This is a genomic window from Ancylobacter pratisalsi (assembly GCF_010669125.1).
In the GTDB taxonomy this organism is placed as follows: domain Bacteria; phylum Pseudomonadota; class Alphaproteobacteria; order Rhizobiales; family Xanthobacteraceae; genus Ancylobacter; species Ancylobacter pratisalsi.
In genome coordinates this window covers 4,356,823-4,374,050 of record NZ_CP048630.1, presented here as the reverse complement: position 1 = coordinate 4,374,050, position 17,228 = coordinate 4,356,823, and the positions used below count along the sequence as shown (strand labels likewise).

Annotated in this window: 16 protein-coding genes; 3 read left to right on the top strand and 13 right to left on the bottom strand. The window is 60.3% G+C overall.

Translation table 11 applies throughout. From position 1 onward, the window contains the following. Positions 1 to 8: 8 nt before the first annotated feature. Genes G3A50_RS20370 through G3A50_RS20355 form a run of 4 tightly spaced genes read right to left on the bottom strand, consistent with a single transcriptional unit; the run spans position 9 to position 2,378 of the window. Positions 9 to 1,295, bottom strand: a complete 1,287-nt coding sequence (locus G3A50_RS20370; RefSeq protein ID WP_163076941.1) for a tyrosine-type recombinase/integrase — start codon at positions 1,293 to 1,295, stop codon at positions 9 to 11. Then, on the bottom strand, positions 1,262 to 1,543 hold the full coding sequence (locus G3A50_RS20365; protein WP_163076940.1) for a hypothetical protein: 282 nt from the start codon (positions 1,541 to 1,543) through the stop codon (positions 1,262 to 1,264). Before G3A50_RS20365 ends, G3A50_RS20370 begins: the two co-directional genes overlap by 34 nt. A gap of 60 nt (positions 1,544 to 1,603) precedes the next feature. Further along, a complete protein-coding gene (locus G3A50_RS20360; protein ID WP_163076939.1) occupies positions 1,604 to 2,062 on the bottom strand; it encodes a hypothetical protein in 459 nt (152 codons plus the stop codon). A 16-nt stretch (positions 2,063 to 2,078) separates the two neighbouring features. Further along, entirely contained in the window at positions 2,079 to 2,378 is a 300-nt protein-coding gene (locus tag G3A50_RS20355; RefSeq protein ID WP_163076938.1) for a hypothetical protein, read from the bottom strand. Between the two features lie 209 nt (positions 2,379 to 2,587). Here G3A50_RS20355 and G3A50_RS22880 point away from each other — a divergent pair, with 209 nt between their 5' ends. The 3 genes from G3A50_RS22880 (at position 2,588) to G3A50_RS20340 (ending at position 3,965) form a co-directional block, all read left to right on the top strand. After that, a complete protein-coding gene (locus tag G3A50_RS22880) occupies positions 2,588 to 2,818 on the top strand; it encodes a helix-turn-helix domain-containing protein (protein WP_163076937.1) in 231 nt (76 codons plus the stop codon). Positions 2,819 to 2,836: 18 nt separating this feature from the next. Beyond that, a complete protein-coding gene (locus G3A50_RS20345) occupies positions 2,837 to 3,037 on the top strand; it encodes a hypothetical protein (RefSeq protein ID WP_163076936.1) in 201 nt (66 codons plus the stop codon). Positions 3,038 to 3,215: 178 nt separating this feature from the next. Beyond that, positions 3,216 to 3,965: a hypothetical protein gene (locus G3A50_RS20340; RefSeq protein WP_163076935.1), complete on the top strand. Its 750-nt coding sequence runs from the start codon at positions 3,216 to 3,218 to the stop codon at positions 3,963 to 3,965. Positions 3,966 to 4,190: 225 nt separating this feature from the next. Here G3A50_RS20340 and G3A50_RS20335 read toward each other — a convergent pair whose 3' ends face one another. The 9 genes from G3A50_RS20335 to G3A50_RS20295 form a co-directional block, all read right to left on the bottom strand. Beyond that, on the bottom strand, positions 4,191 to 4,853 hold the full coding sequence (locus G3A50_RS20335) for a hypothetical protein (protein ID WP_163076934.1): 663 nt from the start codon (positions 4,851 to 4,853) through the stop codon (positions 4,191 to 4,193). Between the two features lie 157 nt (positions 4,854 to 5,010). Beyond that, positions 5,011 to 6,564 (bottom strand): ISL3 family transposase, encoded by a 1,554-nt coding sequence (locus G3A50_RS20330; RefSeq protein WP_163076933.1) that lies wholly within the window; start codon positions 6,562 to 6,564, stop codon positions 5,011 to 5,013. Positions 6,565 to 6,679: 115 nt separating this feature from the next. Then, positions 6,680 to 8,350 (bottom strand): recombinase family protein, encoded by a 1,671-nt coding sequence (locus G3A50_RS20325; RefSeq protein WP_163076932.1) that lies wholly within the window; start codon positions 8,348 to 8,350, stop codon positions 6,680 to 6,682. 532 nt (positions 8,351 to 8,882) lie between these two features. Next, positions 8,883 to 11,891, bottom strand: a complete 3,009-nt coding sequence (locus tag G3A50_RS20320; protein WP_163076931.1) for a type I restriction endonuclease subunit R — start codon at positions 11,889 to 11,891, stop codon at positions 8,883 to 8,885. After that, positions 11,888 to 12,922, bottom strand: a complete 1,035-nt coding sequence (darG, locus tag G3A50_RS20315; RefSeq protein WP_163076930.1) for a type II toxin-antitoxin system antitoxin DNA ADP-ribosyl glycohydrolase DarG — start codon at positions 12,920 to 12,922, stop codon at positions 11,888 to 11,890. The genes G3A50_RS20320 and darG overlap by 4 nt, the downstream gene beginning before the upstream one ends. Positions 12,923 to 12,934: 12 nt before the next feature. Further along, positions 12,935 to 13,591 (bottom strand): type II toxin-antitoxin system toxin DNA ADP-ribosyl transferase DarT, encoded by a 657-nt coding sequence (gene darT, locus G3A50_RS20310; RefSeq protein WP_163076929.1) that lies wholly within the window; start codon positions 13,589 to 13,591, stop codon positions 12,935 to 12,937. 2 nt (positions 13,592 to 13,593) lie between these two features. Further along, positions 13,594 to 15,024, bottom strand: a complete 1,431-nt coding sequence (locus G3A50_RS20305) for a restriction endonuclease subunit S (RefSeq protein ID WP_163076928.1) — start codon at positions 15,022 to 15,024, stop codon at positions 13,594 to 13,596. Next, positions 15,021 to 17,003, bottom strand: coding sequence for a type I restriction-modification system subunit M (locus tag G3A50_RS20300; protein ID WP_163076927.1), 1,983 nt, complete (start codon positions 17,001 to 17,003; stop codon positions 15,021 to 15,023). Before G3A50_RS20300 ends, G3A50_RS20305 begins: the two co-directional genes overlap by 4 nt. Continuing rightward, positions 17,000 to 17,218: a type II toxin-antitoxin system prevent-host-death family antitoxin gene (locus G3A50_RS20295; protein WP_163076926.1), complete on the bottom strand. Its 219-nt coding sequence runs from the start codon at positions 17,216 to 17,218 to the stop codon at positions 17,000 to 17,002. Before G3A50_RS20295 ends, G3A50_RS20300 begins: the two co-directional genes overlap by 4 nt. Positions 17,219 to 17,228: the final 10 nt, after the last annotated feature.

Genomic DNA, 17,228 nt, shown 5'->3' with positions numbered 1-17,228 from the left:
ATGAAGTCTCAATGATGCGGCGGTCCGGCAGGATCTTCATTGAGTTCGTTACCCCGAGCCACCCGGTCATCTGTGTGGGATTCGCACTGCATGGTTGATCGCCGCAACTCAGCAATTCGCCTATGAGCTCCTAGGGCATCGCGGTTGTATATATTGGACGTAGTCCGTTGGTCGGTATGGCCGGCGGCCTTCGCGATATCGTCAATGAGCGCACCGTTCATCCTTGCGTCCGTGATCCCGCCGGCACGGATGTCGCGGCTCCACAGTGCATCCGGGATGCCGGCGGCACGGGCGATCTCGCGGAAGGCCCGCTGATATCGCTTGGCGTCGTATGGCCTTCCCTTCGGGTCGACGATAAGCGGGCCGACCCGCTGCTCCTGCGGCACCAGCGCCATTTCCTCCGCCACCATCCTGCAGACGGACAGATCGACCTCGATCTCGACGCCGGTGGTGTTGCTGGTCTTGGTCGGCTTCCATCTCAGGATCATGTTCTGGTCGATGTCCGACCATTGAGGACCGACCCATTTGTGCCGGCCGGCGATGCGGGCGGAGGGCGTCGGATCCGCGAGCGGCACCCACTGCCCGACCACATCCCATAGCCGTTGCATCGTCTCGAACTGAAGCGCGGCGGCAAGGGCAATGCCTGGGTGGCCGTTCTCGTGCGCGGCCTTGCGGATTCCAACGATCTGCGCCCGGCTCGGGGCCATCTTCCGGGGGGCCGGGTGAGGGAACCGCATGACGCTGATGATCTCGCGCAGCTCGGCGCAGTGCTTGCGCCTGCACATGACGCCGAAGGACAGCGCGGATTTCAGCACGGCGAGGCAGGTCTGCGCCCTTGCCAGCTTGGGCGTCTCCTCGGCTCCGGCCCAACCATTGAACCAGCGCCGCACGTCCCGTCCGTCTATCGATCCGAGTTCCCGCGATCCGACGGTGTCGATGACCACTACCGCGTAGCATTCATAGGGGCGGCGGGTCGTGTGCTTGAGGCGGTGGAACGGGCTCTCTTCATCATGCAGGTAGAGGTTGATGATCGACCTCACCGTGCCGTCCTCGGGCCGCTTCATCCTTTCCCAGCCGCCATGCTGGAAGGCCATCATCTGAGCCTGCAGGCGCCCGCATTCGAAAGAGATCTTGTCCAGGTGCCCCGGGTCGTCAGGATCGTAGGGCAGGCGTTGCGTGGCGGGCCGGAAACCCTGCTTCACGGCATCGGGCCTGGCGACCCAATACGCGACCCTCTCGCCGCTTTTCCGTGACCGCCATTTCAAGCCTGGCGGCTTCGGCCTTTTTTCAGACATGACCAGTTCTCCTCGCCATCCACCGCGGAGGGGGCACCAAGAGTGCCGACACCATAGCGATGATCGAGCCACTGGCGCACGGCCGGCCAGTAGCGGCGGCCAAACACCGGATCGATGCGCGGGAAACCCTGAAGTTCAAGCGATTTGACGATCGCAGGCCAACCGTTGATCCGCTCGGCACCGAAAAGCTCGCGCGCGATCTCCGACTCGGTCGGGAATAAGGGGAGTTCCTTCAGCGGGCGGGGCATAGTGATCTCCACCGTTGATGACGGAGGGATCTTGAACCAGACCAAAACGACGACGAGAAGTCATGCCTGTGGCATGAGGGTGACCACCGGTTCACAGGAAACATCAGCCAAGCGCTCCACCTCTCGCATCAGCGCGATGAAGCATTTCGGCATCCAGTCGAGGTCATCGGACGGATTGGGGGCGAGGTCCACGAGTTCGCCGCTATCCCAGATGAGAGCCATCGCATGGGCAGCGAGCCCGCGGGCTGTCTTGGCGGGAATGGCCCGGATGGCATTGGCGACGGTGTTGGCAGCCTCAAGGGCGTCGCCATCGGTATATGGAGGGCTCGCGCCCTCGCCGTCGTCGAACATAGTCACCATCCAGGTAATATGCCGGATGCGTAGTTCCGCCTGCAGCCGGATCAGCGCGGCGTCGGGGTGCGCCTCGTCCGTTGTCTGTAGCTGCGCCGCGAGGGTGATGACCTCTTCCGGTGACAGGAATGGGCGCGCCATTAGCAGGTCGCGCGGGGTTCTGGCCATGATAACCTCCTTGGCGTCAGTTCTGGGGACGGCCGAGCAAGGTGGTAGGAGGCGTGCCGGGGGCGCCGATAGCCTGTTCGGCGTCCCGGCGGCACTCCTCGCTGTGAGCATGCGAGGCCCAGCGCGCAGCGGCCTCCAGATAGCCGATGGCCTCGCCAAGCACATCGCGGGCTGCGTCGATGTCGTCGGCCGACAAATCGCCGCCCTCATTCGCAAAGAGTGCAGCCCGTACGGTGCGGACCTGGGCGAGGCCCTGTTTGAGATCGTCATAGGCCGACTGACCGACGGGGAAATCGACAGGAAATTCTTTGGACATGGCTCCTCCTTCGCCGGTCACGCGTGCCGCGCCGGCCTGTTCATATGGTCAGGAAAATGGATCGTTCCGCCGGCTCGCTACCGGTTAGATCGGAGGGGCATACGGCGGCTTCTCGCTGCTCTCCGGATAGGAAGTGGTGATAAACACACCATTAACCATGAAGGCGTCACAGGTTTGATGTCAACCCTATGTGGTGATAAAAACACCAAATGAAGTCAGTTCAATGCCGTATGGCCCGAGCCGCGCTCAACTGGAGCACTCAAGAACTCGCTACCAGAGCGGGGGTCGGGGTGAACACCGTCAATCGTTTTGAGACAGGGCAGGACGCCCGAATGAGCAGCGTCGAGAAAATGCGGGCTACCCTCGAATCCGCCGGCGTGATCTTCATCGATCAGAACGGCAACGGTCCGGGTGTACGATTGCGGGAGCGAGAGCAGTAGATCGAACGGGGATTTGGGATGGACGGAACGGAGGATCAGACGCCTGCCTATCGCTGCCACCCGGAGGAAATGAACGCGGTGTGGGAAATGAGGATTGGCAAGAGCATAACCCTGCAGAGCCGCGCCCGCGTGACACCGGCCGGTATTCTCGCGGTCGGGATTGCTACTTCAGCGGTGCTGCTCGCGATCAGCGCAATAATTCGGGCCCGGCGCTCGTGACGTCGCCAGGGCCATTCATTACAGAGAACGGGCGCGAGTGGCCAGATTGCGGAAGGGGTCTGTGGAGCTTCAGCTACGCGCTGCGGCCCCGGTAATCCCTCACCCAGATGATTCAAAATTCACTCGACTCTGGCGAGTGCTGTGCGCAACCTAAGCGATAGGGTGGGGGAAGCGCTCAATGAAGATAATCGTTGCGGCCTGTGCCAGCGTGATGCTGGCCGGTTGTGTTACCGAGTCTGCTCAGTTCAAGCCTTCGGTCGGGCAAGAAACCCTTGTTCGCGACGGGCAACCGGCATTGGTGTCGACGAAATCGAGATCGATCGTGCTGATCCGACCGGCAAGTCGGCACATAGAGCAGGGTGCGCGTCCGATCTATATCGTCGCAGTAATGAACACTGGCGCAACGCCGGTCCTCATGTCGACCAACGACATCGCCGTCGAGCAGACTCGAAATGGCGAGGTGATCACCGATCTCAAGGTGCTCAGCTACGACGATTTGGTTCGTGAAGAAAAGAATCGTCAGATTATGCGAGCCGTCGCTGTTGGCGTTAGCTCGGCAGCGAATTCCTACTCAGCCTCCCAGGCGGGGTATTATCAAGGACGGGGCACCGTCTACACCCCGCGAGGGCCTGTCCGTTACACAGTGTCCGGTTATGACCCTGCTGCGGCTGCCCTGGCTCAGGCAAACGCGTCCGCCACGAACTCGGCGATGATCCGTGATGCGGTCGAGACGGGGCAACGGAACATGGCCACCCTTGAGCAGCAGGTTCTGAAAGACAACACGGTCATGCCCGGCGAGTGGGTGGGGGGGCAGGTGCATATCGCTCCACCCGTCAATGATCCGGACGGCAAATTTTATCGCATTCGCGTCGTGGTCGGCTCAGACGTGCACGAGATCGACATAGCTCAGGTGAAGAGCGAAGGGTGAAGCCGGCCGGCTCCATCCTGCTGATGCGTCAAGCTGGCCGGGCAATCCTGGCGCCGTGGCACCGCTTCGCCAGCGAGGTGCGCGCGAAGGTGGAGAAGTCTACGCGGTAACTGGGCTCTGACGCACTTTTGCTGACGTGCAGCACCTGGGGTACGGACTCATCCACGACCTTCGAACCATGGAGACATGTGGATTCAGACGTCGTTAGAAAACGCGACTGTAATGCTAATCCAGCTTCTGGATGACCAGCCGGGCCATGACGTGCTTGTCGGAGCCGTCGACATAGACCTGAAGATAAATGCCCCCCACGTCGCGTCCCGCCTGATGCATCAGCACGATCTGCGTATCCGCGTCGAAGGTCAGAATCGCGTCGAGCAAGCTCGGGTCCATGTTCGCCGTCGAGACTGTCCCGAGCGCCAGAGGCTCAACATCGCGGCTGGCCGAGCCCGGATGGAGCAGCATGGCGTAGCTGGCGTTGGGACGGGCCTGGGCCGAAACCCGTCCATCCGTATCCGCCTGCGCGTCGAAATAGGTCAGCACCGAAACGCCGGAGATCCGGTAGGTTCCCGCCTTCAGGGAGACAATCCCGGTTTCGGTATCAAGATGGATCGCATCGCCCATCTGGGTGATCACCCGGTTCAACGCCCGGAGATTTGCCCCCGGCTGCATCGGTTTCGTTTCCGGCGAGTGCTCTTCGTAAACGGCATAATCGGCAGCAAGCGCACCGGCAGCACCAGAACTCAGGGCACTCATCACGGCGAGCAGGACGAGACCAAGAGCTCGGAACGTTGAAAGCGGCTTCAGCCATCCGCCGCGGTCGCGCGCTGTCCGGCGGGTGCCACCCGACCGGGAAGGTCCTGTTATCTCGCTGTTTTCCGTTCCGTTCATGGCGTTCTCCTTGGTTCGCTGGTCATGCATAAGCCCAAATGCCTGCTCTTTTCTGAACAATCGGCAGTTGCTCAGAAAAGCCGGAACAATTCCAAGTTCTGACTCACATTTTCTGCTCTTGGAAGGCACGTTTTTGCTGTTTCTCCGCAGAATCAGCTTATGCACCGATCAATCGCGCCTGCAGCAGATCGAGTTTTGCTCGCCCATACATTTGGCGTTTGATGAGCTTCAGGCGAGTGATCTGTCCTTCCGTTTGCCCGTTCGACCAAGGAGAGATGATAGCGTTTCGAACGGCGTCGATATCCTTTTCAACGCCGTTTGCGAAGGATCCGACCAAGCTGTTCTTGGCTGTTTCAAGCCAACCATCGAGCTTGTTCGCCGTTTTCGAGCGGATCATGGACTGGAAGTCGCCGATGACCGTGCGCGCGGCAACCAGTTCCGGAACGCCCATTTCGATCGCTGCCACCAAGATTGCTTCGGACTTCGTCAGATCATCGCGTGCGGCAGTCATCAATCGAGCGATAATCCTTGCCGATGGTGTTCGGGCGAGCCCACTCTGGTTAGCTTTCTCTGCCAGACGTCGACGCTGTGCCCATTGCGAGACGACGCCGCTTTGCCCTGGAAAACCCTTTTCTCGCATCTCGCGCCAGAGTGCCAAGGCGTTTCGAGCCCCTTCGTCCCAGCGGCTGTCACGCCAGGGCAGCCAGTTATCGAGCGAACTGCGCCGAGTTCGAAAGACATCGAGGCGCTGGCCACGTAACACGTCGCGGACAAGCTTCCGGCTATGACCGGTTTGCCGCACAATCTGACGAATTGGGGTTCCCTTTTTCGACAGCTCCCGGATCGCTTCATTCGTTTCCTGACGGCGCAGATAACCTTCGTATTGCAACTTTTCTGCATACGTCAAAAGCTTGGGGTCAACGACATTGCTGCCGACCGTCTGCCTGATCTGGTGCATCGACCTGCCGACAGCATCGAGAAACGCCCGGCTGGAATTCTCCATGAGATGCCAACGGTCGGCGACCTGCTCTGCATCAGGCAGGGCCTTCGCGATGGCCTCGCCGTAGCCGCCGCCCCGGTCGCGAGCGACGATCGATATCGACTGATGTTTGGCCAGCCATGATCGTGACGTATCCAGTGCACGATCCGGCAAGAGGGTGACAGGCCTCCGCCGTTCCAGGTCGCAAACGATTGTTCCGTAGGTCTGGCCGCGTCGAAAGGCAAAGTCATCAATGCCTATGACAGTGAGTTCATCACTCTGATCGGCTATACGCCGGCGAACCACCCGCAGCAGTGTGTCGTTGCTCACCGGCATCATGAGGCGATTGGCAAAGGCCGCCGCCGGTCTGCCGCCGAGTGCCAGGCCGAGATGGTGGACGATTGTTTCCAACCGTTGGGTACGCCGACCATAGCGAGCTAATACACTGCCATCGAACTGCTCGCAGAAGATGCGCCGACCGCACAGTACGGCATCGCACCAGAATCGACGCGCGACTATCATTAGCTGGACGGGTCGACCAGAAAGAGGAAGGTCAGCAGGTCGGCGCACATATCGGCTTTGAACTCTGCGGCTCAGTCGCCCACAGTCCGGACATCTTCCTACGGGGTGGCGCGACCGCAACTGTATTTGAACGCTATCCGCTACAACCTTTACTTCATCTACTGAAAAGCCGTCAGGCGCGAGGCTCGCGCGAGGAAATCGATGCTGCATAAGCTGATCCTCCGGTGAATCAGCAAAAGCATGCCTTCCAACAGCAGCAAATGTGAGTCAGAGCCGTAACTGGACCCGCTGAAATCGGCTAGGGCCAGAAGTAGGGCCGTGAGTATCAGCGTGATAAACTCGTCAATCGATGCAGCATGTTAGGGCGATCTTCTGGCGGACACCTCTTCCGCCATTTCAGTCCCAAACTGGGCACGCCTAGCGCAGCCGTTTTCCCTCCCGATGCGGCAGCCAGCGTTCGGAGCAGGTCTCCCTTCGATCCGATGATGCGAATTTCCTTGGCTCCAACTTCCACACGCTGAGCCAAGGCGCGCAAATGATCACGCCGATAGCCGCCGCCTTCAATGCGCATGCGTTTGCGGGCAATGTCGGCGAAACGCGTGACCATGGCGGGCGTGACAACGTCCTCGCCCGACGTTGCGAGCGACGATTGCGCGCGGACAATATCAGCCTGCGCTTGGTCACGAATCGCCTTCAGCCCGTCGATTCGTTCCTTCAAAGCCGGATCGGTGATGTCGGCGACACCCGATTCGATGGCGTCATAGAGCCGACGTAGCCGCTGATCCGCCTCTGTGGCGCGCTTGTTGAGCTCTGCGATGTGCTCGCGGCGGCGTTCAAGCCGCTCCTGGCGGTGGTCGAGCATGGAAGCGAGGATTTCCTGCAGCCGCTCGGGCTGGAGAAGGCGCTGCTCGATATGGGTCGCCACAAGGGTGTCGAGCGTCTCCATCGGAATGGCGCGCCCCGAGCAGCCGGTTTCGCCCTGCCGCGCTTTGATCGAGCAGGCATAGTAGCGATAGCGCCCGCTCTTGCCGGTGCGGATGGTCATGGCCCCGCCGCACTGCGCGCAATAGCAGATGCCGGTGAGAAGCGTCGGACCGCTCACCACGCGCGGCGGGACGATCTTGGGATTGCGCGCCTGAAGCTGCTCCTGCACAGCGTCGAAGACCTTGGTGTCGATCAGCGGCGGCACGGCGACCACCACCACCTCGCTCTCGGGCTTCTTCTGCTTGCTCTTGGAGCGGCTGTTGAACTGGTGCTCGCCGACATAGGTGCGGCGAGTCAGCACCCGGTGAAGCTGACCGATGCCCCAACGCCCGCCCTCGCGGGTGTAGATCCGGTTGCGGTTGAGATGGCTGACGATGGCCTTCACGCCCATAGGGCCGGAGCGGCCATCGCCATTGAGAGCGAGGTCGAAGATCAGCCGCACCGTGTCGGCGTGGAGCGGATCGATCTCCAGCTTCTTCTTCACCTTGGCGCCCCGCTGCTCGGCCTCGACCACGCGATAGCCGATCGGCGGGCGAGCACCGTTCCAGAAGCCCTGCCGGGCATTCTCCTTCTGGGCCCGCAGGACGTGCTTGGCGTTCTCTTTGGACTGGTACTCGTCGAACAGCGCCATGATCTGCCGCATCATGACGTGCATCGGGTCGTCGCCCATCTCCTGGGTGATCGACACCAGCCGCACGCCGTTGCGGGCGAGCTTCCTGACATAGAACTCCAGCTCGAAGTGATCGCGGAAGAAGCGTGAGAAGCTGTGCACCACCACGACATCAAACGGCGCCGGCTTCAGCGTGCCCGCTTCGATCATCCGCTGAAACTCGGGCCGGCGGTCATTGGTCGCTGAGGCCCCCGGTTCGACATAGGTCTCGACCAGCTGGTAGCCGCGGGACTGGCAGTACGCCTCGCCCTGCCGGCGCTGGTCGGGGATCGAGACATCGTGCTCGGCTTGCCGGGCTGTGGAGACGCGCAGGTACAAAGCGGCACGCAGCGAAGCGGTCATGGCAGAGCCTTTCGTGTCAGGCAGTCATCCCCCTTGGATCAGCTCCTCCAGAATATCCCCGAACCATGCCTCGAAGACAGCAATCTCCGCCTCCATCACCGGAATGTATTCTGGCCAGTCGTCAGTGACGGTCATCGGGGCGGGAGTTGGGGACGGACGCTGCCTGCGACGGGGCGGCCGCGTTTCGGCGTAGGTGTAGAGGTCGTCGGGCAACCGGCCCGGCACAAATCGATATGCGGGGTATCGAGTGGGTGAATGTGAGCGTCTGGTCATTCCCAAGACTGACGCGACGGCGACGGATGCCCAACAGCCGATCTATGACCTGCAATACGCAATACTTCCTTGACCAGAAGCCATCTCGACACGCCCGCGCGGATGGCGGCTTTACGCCCTGAATTCGGTCGTAGAGATCGTGCTAGCTATTTCCTGAAAGCAGACGTTGCGCCTTACAGTTCCGAAGGGTCTGGTTGCGCCAATTGCGTACATTGGCATCCTCCCCGAAAGCCAAGGCCTCCGTCGCGAGCCGCCACCGTCAAGAAGGGGGCGAAAATGGCCGATCATAAGTCGCAGAGAAAATGGTATCGGCAAGCCAACGCTTGAATTCAGAGTTGTCGCTGAATTGCTTGAATAGCTCTGTGTCGTCCTTCATCAGGCCCACAATTACATTCGTGAGCGCCTTGTCATGTTCTATTTTTGCGTTCTGCTTGTCTGAATTCTGCCTCGCATTCTGATATGCCATGTTGGCAGCGACCTTGTTCGGGATTTCGGTGCCGATCAGACGCCGAATGCGGTCGGCGTCCTCCCAGGTGATATTTCCGAACAGGTCGTTGAAGCTGCGAATGATATTGGACAGCCGGTCGAGCTCTGGCTCCAGCGTGCGCCCACCACCATCGGTGGGGACCGGGTCCACTTCGGCATTCTGGTCTACCAGCTGGATATGCTGCACTGCCTGCTTTTCGACCCGGTAGCTGTCCATGTCGATTGCTTCGAGAATCCCTTTGGACAGGTCTTCCTCACGCGGCGCCGGCAGCTTCGGTAGCAGGAAGTTCAGGAAGATCGACAGCTTCTCCCATTCTGCGTTGGTGTATGGAAGAATAGACGCAATGAAGGCGTAGGTCCGCGCTAACGCCTTAGCCTTGCCTTTGAAATCAACCTGGCCATCCTCGTCGAGGCTGTCGTTGTAAGCAGCGACGCAAGCATCAAGGATCGGGTCGAGCTGATCGCGATCAGCGCCCGACAGATACAAACCAACGAGTTGGTCAATCTGGGCCGGATTGTAGATCTGATACCCGTCCAGCGTGGCCTTGAGATCGTGGAGCCGGTTCGGGTCGGTTTCGTCACTCAGGATTGTGGTGCGATAGAAAGTATCGAACGATGCGCGGATGGTCGCGGTATCGTTCATGAAATCGAGAACGAAGGCGTCGTGCTTCTGCGGGTGCGCCCGATTGAGCCGCGACAAGGTCTGAACGGCTTTTATGCCGGATAGGGCCTTGTCCACGTACATCGAATGCAGGAGCGGCTGATCGTAGCCGGTCTGGAACTTATCGGCGCAAATCAGGAAGCGGTAAGGGTCGCTCTCAATCTGATCGGCGATATCCTTCGACGGGAACCCATTGAGGCTCGCCTCGGTGACCTTCACGCCGCGGAATTCATGCTCGCCTGAGAAGGCGACGATCGCGCGATAGGGACTCTTGCGTTCAACCAAATAGGCGCTCACCGCCTGGTAGTACTGGATCGCGCGCTCGATGCCGGAAGTCACCACCATCGCCCGCGCCTGGCCTCCGATCTTGTTCAACGCGAGCACCTGCTCGTGGAAGTGATCGACCATGATTTCGGCCTTGAGCTTGATCGCGTGATCGTTGCTCTCGACATAGCGGCGAAGCTTCTTCGTTGCGCGCTTCGTATCGAACTCCGGATCGGCATCGACCGTCTTGACCAGCCGATAGTAGCTGTTGACCGGCGTGTAATAGCGAAGCACATCCAGAATGAAGCCTTCCTGGATGGCCTGCTTCATCGTGTAGCTATGAAAGGGGCGACGCTTGATCTTGTCGCCCTCGGGATAGGGTTCGCCGAAGTTCTCGAGCGTCTTGTTCTTGGGCGTCGCTGTGAACGCGAAATAGCTTGCGTTCGGGAGCATCTTCCGCTGCTCCATGATGGCATTGATCTTGTCTTCGACGCTTTCCTCTTCGTCGCCGTCTTCGGCGCCGGTCAGCGCGACATTGAGCGCCGCAGCGGCCTTGCCGCCCTGGCTCGAATGCGCCTCGTCGATGATGATCGCAAAGCGACGGTCTTTGTGCTGCGAGCCGATATCGTCGAGGATGAACGGGAATTTCTGAACCGTCGTGATGATTATCTTCTTGCCGTCGGCGATGAAGCGGCGAAGGTCGCCTGAATGCTCGGCATGGCCGACCGTCGCACCAACCTGGGCGAATTGCTTGATGGTGTCGCGGATTTGTTGATCGAGGATGCGACGGTCGGTGACCACAATCACGGAATCGAAGACCTGACGGGAATCGTTCGCCAATCGGACGAGTTGGTGCGCCAGCCAGGCGATTGAATTCGATTTCCCCGATCCGGCCGAATGCTGGATCAGCACGCGACGGCCCGCGCCCTTCGCCTTGGCATCGGCAAGAAGCTTGCGTACCACGTCGAGCTGATGGAAGCGCGGGAAAAGCTGATCCCGCCTTAATCGATTGGTCTTCGGGTCCTTGCGTTCGACGATCTGGGCGTAGTTCTCGATGATGTCCGTCAAGCCTAGCGGCGTGAGGATATCCTTCCACAGATAGTCAGTTTTGATGCCGGCGGGGTTCGGCGGGTTGCCGGCGCCGTCATTCCAGCCCTTGTTGAAGGGAAGGAACCACGATCCCTTGCCCTTCAGATGAGTGCAGAACTTCACCTGCGCATCGTCCACGGCAAGATGGACGATGCAGCGGCCGAACTCGAACAGCCTCTCGCGTGGATCGCGGTCGCGCTTGTATTGCTCGACGGCGTCCTCGACGGTCTGCTTCGTTAAGCTGTTCTTCAGTTCAAAGGTGGCGATCGGCAAGCCGTTGATGAACAGCGCGAGATCGAGCGCGTGGGCGGTCTCGTCGCGGCTATAGCGAAGCTGGCGTGTGACCGAGAACCGGTTCATGGCAAAGCGCTCGGCCGCCTTGGCATTGCCCGGCGACGGCGTGCCATAGAACAGGTCAATATGGTGCGGCCCATGCTTGAGGCCGTTGCGCAGAACTTCGATGACGCCGCGTTTGCCGATCTCGCCTTGAAGGCGGGCGAGAAATTTCTGGCGGGTTGGGCTGTCGTTGTCGAGATCGAATGCTTCCACCAGTGTTGGTTGCGTCGCGCCGATGAAGGCACGCAATTGCACAAGGTCGACCGTCCATGCCCGGTCATATGCCTTCGGATCACCGAGCAGCCAGTTGTGCAGGCCGACGAAAGGTTCGGGGTCCTCGGAAAATCCGCCGCCGGTCGGCGCCGAAGTGTGGCCCGTCATTCCGGTGACGATGAGGGCCTCAAGGCCCTTTTCCGAGGTGTCGGTCTTCATGCGGCCGCCAGCCACCCTTTCGCATGAAGGGTCTCGTACGCGATGCCAATCTGGCGCGGCGAGAAGCGCTTCTTGCGGTCGTTCCAGGCATAGACCTTGGAAACGGCATCCTCGGCGCTCGTTGCGTTCTCGTGGCGGACCACCCAATGAACGGTCGCCAGCAGCTCAAGCCCGAACGGGGTTTCGAAGCCTTCGACCAGCTTCCCGACACGATCGAAGCGGCCGCGCGTGTCTCCGTCCGCCGCGAGGAAGCTCTCCGCATCCTTCACTGCACCGGGCACGAGTTCCAGCTGCTTCTCGGGGGCGTCGCCGCCATCGTGATAGCCGGACACGAGATGGCCTTCGATCTTGGTCAGGACATGCCGCAGGTTGTCGGCATAGGGGCCGTAGTGATGCTTGATGTAATTCAGGCGCAGCGGCTCGCCTGCTTCCTGCATGAAGTACATCAGCTTCTGAATCTCGATCAGCGTCACGAACGGGTCCATCAGCCCGCCGAGATACCGGTGCATCAGCACGACCAACGCGGCGCGGCCCGCCGTCATGTTCGGAACTTCGCGCGACTTCGTGGCCACGGGCGCGCTGTTCGGCTCGAACACGATCACCTGAAGGTCGTTGAGGCCGCGCAGGGCCTCGACGATGCGCGGGCGTACGTCGGCCCAGTTGAGGCCGCCGAGGCCGCTGCCCAGCGGCGGGATGGCGATGGATCGAATGCTGCGGGTGCGGATCTCATCGACCAGAGCCTTCAGCCCCGAGTCGATGTCCTCCATTCGGCTCTTGCCCTTCCAATGGCGCTTGGTCGGGAAGTTGATGATGAACTTCGGGTTGGTCAGCGTCCGCGTCTCGAACACGAACATCTTGCCCGGCTGCACCTCTTCGCGCTCGCAGGCGGCTTCGTAAGCCTTGAAATTCTCCGGGAAGGCGTTCTTGAACTGAAGGGCGATGCCGCGTCCCATAATGCCGACGCAGTTGACCGTGTTAACGAGCGCTTCCACGTCCGCCCGGAGGATGTCCCCTGTCTTGAATTCGATCATCGCCATCCTCCCTCAATAGTACCAATCTCTTCTTATTTCGATCCCCGGCCGGTGGGCTGCGCCTTGCATCGCCTGCGATACGGGTTGCACGTATCCCTGCGAATAGACGCCGATCCGCTCGACAAGGTGCCAGGGAAACGCCTGTTCGATCAGGAACTCCGCCTGCTTGCCTTCCTTCACCGACCGTGAAATGCCGTTCCCCGACCATTGTCGCGTTTGAACGGCGTCCCAGTTGATATCGCCGAGTTGGGCGATGTCCGACCGGTCCTCAAAGTAATATGCGCCGGCATTCGACAAGGTAAACGCCCAGCGCCGGTTGTTCTGCTTCGCCCAGGCAATCGAGGCGTGAAGATCGGCTTCTAGGTGGATAATCGGCTCCTGCCCGCCCTTGTAGGTGAGCTCCTCATTCCTTCGATAGATCAGGTACAACATCACCGATCTAGAACAAAAATAGAACGGAGCGCAATGACCAACGCGCAGACCCGGGTGGCAGCTCAGGCTGAGCTCGTTCAACCTGCGCGCCTTGATGTTGCTCATCCCGATTGTCGTGCCGACGCCCTGACGCTGAACCATTTCCGCATCCGACCACAGGAAGCGGTCCGCGATGATCGATGCGAGGCGGTCGACATGGACGATGTGGTAGATTTTAGGCTGGGCGGGAACGGGCATGGTCAGGCGGCAACCTCCTCGTTCTCTGCATTATCAATTGCTTCGTCGAGGTCATCATCCTCGACCATCTCATCGGTGGCCTCGATCTCAACGGTTTCGGGCAGACTGGCGGCAGCGGCGCGGACATCGAGCTTACCGGTGACGACATCGGCAATCAGACGTGTGCGGAATTCCTGGATGAGGGCTATTTCGCGTTCGTACCGCAAGGCAGCCCTATCCCATTCCAGTCCGTCCAGTTTGATCGACTCCAAAATCCGCCGCTGCTCAGCGAGCGGAGGTAGGGGAATCGCAAAAGACTTGATCGCATCAAGCGTCAAACCTTCGCGCGACGCGCCGTTCTGCTCGAATCGTATTTCCCTCTGCATGATTGGGGTGGAGATAACGGCTGCCAGAAACTCTGGAACCAACTCGTCACTCTTCACACGGATGATGCAAACGTGTTGATTGACGTTTGCGTCGTCCACAAAGGCGTACGGGACAGCGCACGCTCTGCCGATGGAGGCACCAGTTATGTTGAGAAGCACGTCGCACGCTCGGACGTGAGTTCCCTTCATGGCGTCATGCGTAGAAGGTGGAATTCGGGCAACATCTTGTAACCGCAGGCCATCAAAGTGGACGTTCTGACTTCTCAGGAATATGACACCATCGGCCGTATAGCTGGTCGCGCCGCCCTTGGGGGTCACTCCGCTGCCAAACTTGGTCGCTAGGCGCCGAAGCCGCTTCACCTCCCACCTCTCCGGCACATCGCCGAGCCAGGGGATGCCGGAGGGTTTGAAGCGGACGTTGGGATCGAGGCCGCGGGTGACGGCGCGGTGAATGATCGCCTGTTTCTGCTCTTTCAGTAGCGCGATGATCTTCTTCCTCGCGCGAATCAGCTTCGCCGTTTGCGCTCCGTGCCAATCCAGAAACCGCACGATCAGCCGCTGCTCATCGGGAGGCGGGACAGGGACCCGCAACTCCCCGAGGTCGGGATATCGTAGACGCGGTGCTCGTTCGCGCACTGCCGGGCATGACGCCAAAATGTAACCTGTTCGCGCCGCCTGCCTCAGCACCCAAGAATAATATTCAGGTATGGCTCGGTCTGCCCGAGGCGCACAAACGATATACTCTGGTGTACATTTTCCGTCGCTATCTGATACTCCGATGGCGCCTGCAAATGCATCCATCGAGTGAACGACAAGTTGTCCTACTCGAACTCCTTGATAGCCCTGCTCAAGAAGGGCGATCATGAACCCGCTAGAACGCCGGTTCTTGCGGAGCGTGACTTGTCCATCGCGGAAACAGGTGACGATTTCGTCGTCGGAGCGAGCGGGCTCCTGCGTTGGGATCAGAAGCCGCTTGGCGCGCAGAATATCCCAATGGGCGGGCACATCACCGAGCCATGGCAGGCCGCTCGGCCTCATTTCGACATATGGGCGCAAGCCGTCGATCATCGCGCCGCCCCGATGATCTCAGCCATCAGGCCTTCCGTCTCCCATTCCAGCGCAAGAATGTCGGCGCGGATCTCCTCCAATGGGCGCAGCGGCTGCGGCTTGTAGAAATAACGGGTGAAGCTGATCTCGTAGCCCATCGTGGTCTTGGCTTCGTCGATCCAGGCGTCGGGCGCGTGCGGCAGCACCTCGCGGCGGATGAAGGCCTCGATGCCGCCCGGCTCCTTCAACGGCACCGTCTCGGTGTCGCGCAACGCGCTGTCGGGCTCGTATTCGACCACGCAGCGCTTGCCTTCGATTGTCAGCGGGAACAGCCCGCGCAGGGGATCAGCCTTAACCTTGCCCGGCTTGTGAATGCGGCGAATGACCGGCGCACCATCCTCGGCGATCCGGCCTTCATCCTTTAGCGCCTTGATCTCCTTCGGCGCATAGGCGCGGGTGGCGTCGATGCCGCGCGCGCGCAAAGGCCGCTCGACCGTGACCTTCCAATAACCGAATTCAGCATTGTCGAAGATGCGGGATTGCTCTGTCTCCTCGAACCCCATGAAGGTTCGCAGAATGCGTTCGATATCCGTGTCGGAGAGCTCGCAATTTTTCTTGCCGAGGTTCTTGCGCAGGGGCCGGGACCAGGCGGTCGCGTCGATTAATTGCACTTTGCCGCGCCGGTGGCCCGCTTTGCGGTTCGACAGCACCCAGACATAGGTGGCGATGCCGGTGTTGTAGAACATATTGAGCGGCAGAGCGACGATGGCTTCCAGCCAGTCGTTCTCAATGACCCACCGCCGAACATTGCTTTCGCCGGAGCCCGCATCGCCGGTGAACAGCGACGAGCCGTTGTGAACCTCGGCAATGCGGCTCCCAAGCGGCGTGTTGTGCTTCATCTTGGACAGCATGTTCGCCAGGAACAGCATCTGCCCGTCGCTGGAGCGTGTGACGAGGCTGTATTCCGGATCGCCCGCGTGCTCGATCACGAAGCGCGGATCGCGGATACCGACCTTGCCGCCCATGCGCTCCTGATCGGATTTCCAGCTCTTGCCGTAGGGCGGATTCGACAGCATGAAGTCGAATTCCTTGGACGGGAATGCGTCGTTGGCCAGCGTTGACCATTGCGGCCCGCCGACGATGTTATCGGCCTCTTCGCCTTCGCCCTTGAGGAGCAGATCGGCCTTGGCGATGGCGTAAGTCTCGGCGTTGATCTCCTGCCCAAAAAGGTGCGTGGAAACTTGTTTGCCGTGCTGCTGCGCGAGTTCGTTCAGCGCTTCCTCAGCGACCGTCAGCATGCCGCCAGTACCGCAGGCGCCGTCATACAGCAGGTAGGTACCAGATTGGATCTGATCGGCAATCGGCACGAACATCAGCTTCGCCATGAGCTTCACGGCGTCGCGCGGCGTCCAGTGCTCGCCGGCCTCCTCGTTATTGGCTTCGTTGAAGCGGCGGACCAGTTCTTCGAAGATTGTCCCCATCGCGTGGTTGTCGAGGCCGGGATGTTTCACCGAACCGCTACCGTTGAGCACCGGGTTCGGGCCGAGATTGATCGAGCTGTCGAGGAACTTCTCAATCAGGGTGCCGAGCACGTCAGCCTTGGACAGTTTGGGGATCTGATTGCGGAACTCGAAATTGTCCAGAATATCCTGCACGTTGGGCGAAAAGCCGTCGAGATAGGCCTCGAAATCCGCCTTCAGTTGCGCTTGGCTCGCGCGGTTGCGCAGGTCGCGTAGTGTGAATGGCGAAGTGTTGTAGAACGCCTGTCCTGCGGCCTGTCGAAGGGCGGCGTCCTGGTTGGCGATGCCTGCCTTGTCGAGGTTCGCTTTCATCGACATGACGGCTTGCTTGGTGGGTTCGAGCACGGTGTCGAGACGGCGAAGTACCGTCATTGGCAGGATCACGTCGCGGTATTTTCCGCGCGTGTAGAGATCCCGAAGCACGTCATCGGCGATACCCCAAATGAAATTCGTGATCCAGTTCAGGTCACCATTACTCATGCGTGTTCCTTACCTCCACGGCGCACGGTGCGGTGCGCCGGCCCGGCGTCCGAACGCACTGGGCTTTCGTCACCGTTCAGCCGCTCGTATTCCTCCACCGAGACCACCACCACCACACCGCGTCCGTGCTTCTCGATCAGCACCGGCTCCGCGCGCGCGGTGTCGATCATCAGACCGAAGCCGTTCTTCGCCTCGCGCGCAGACATGGTTTTCATTTGTTGGAGC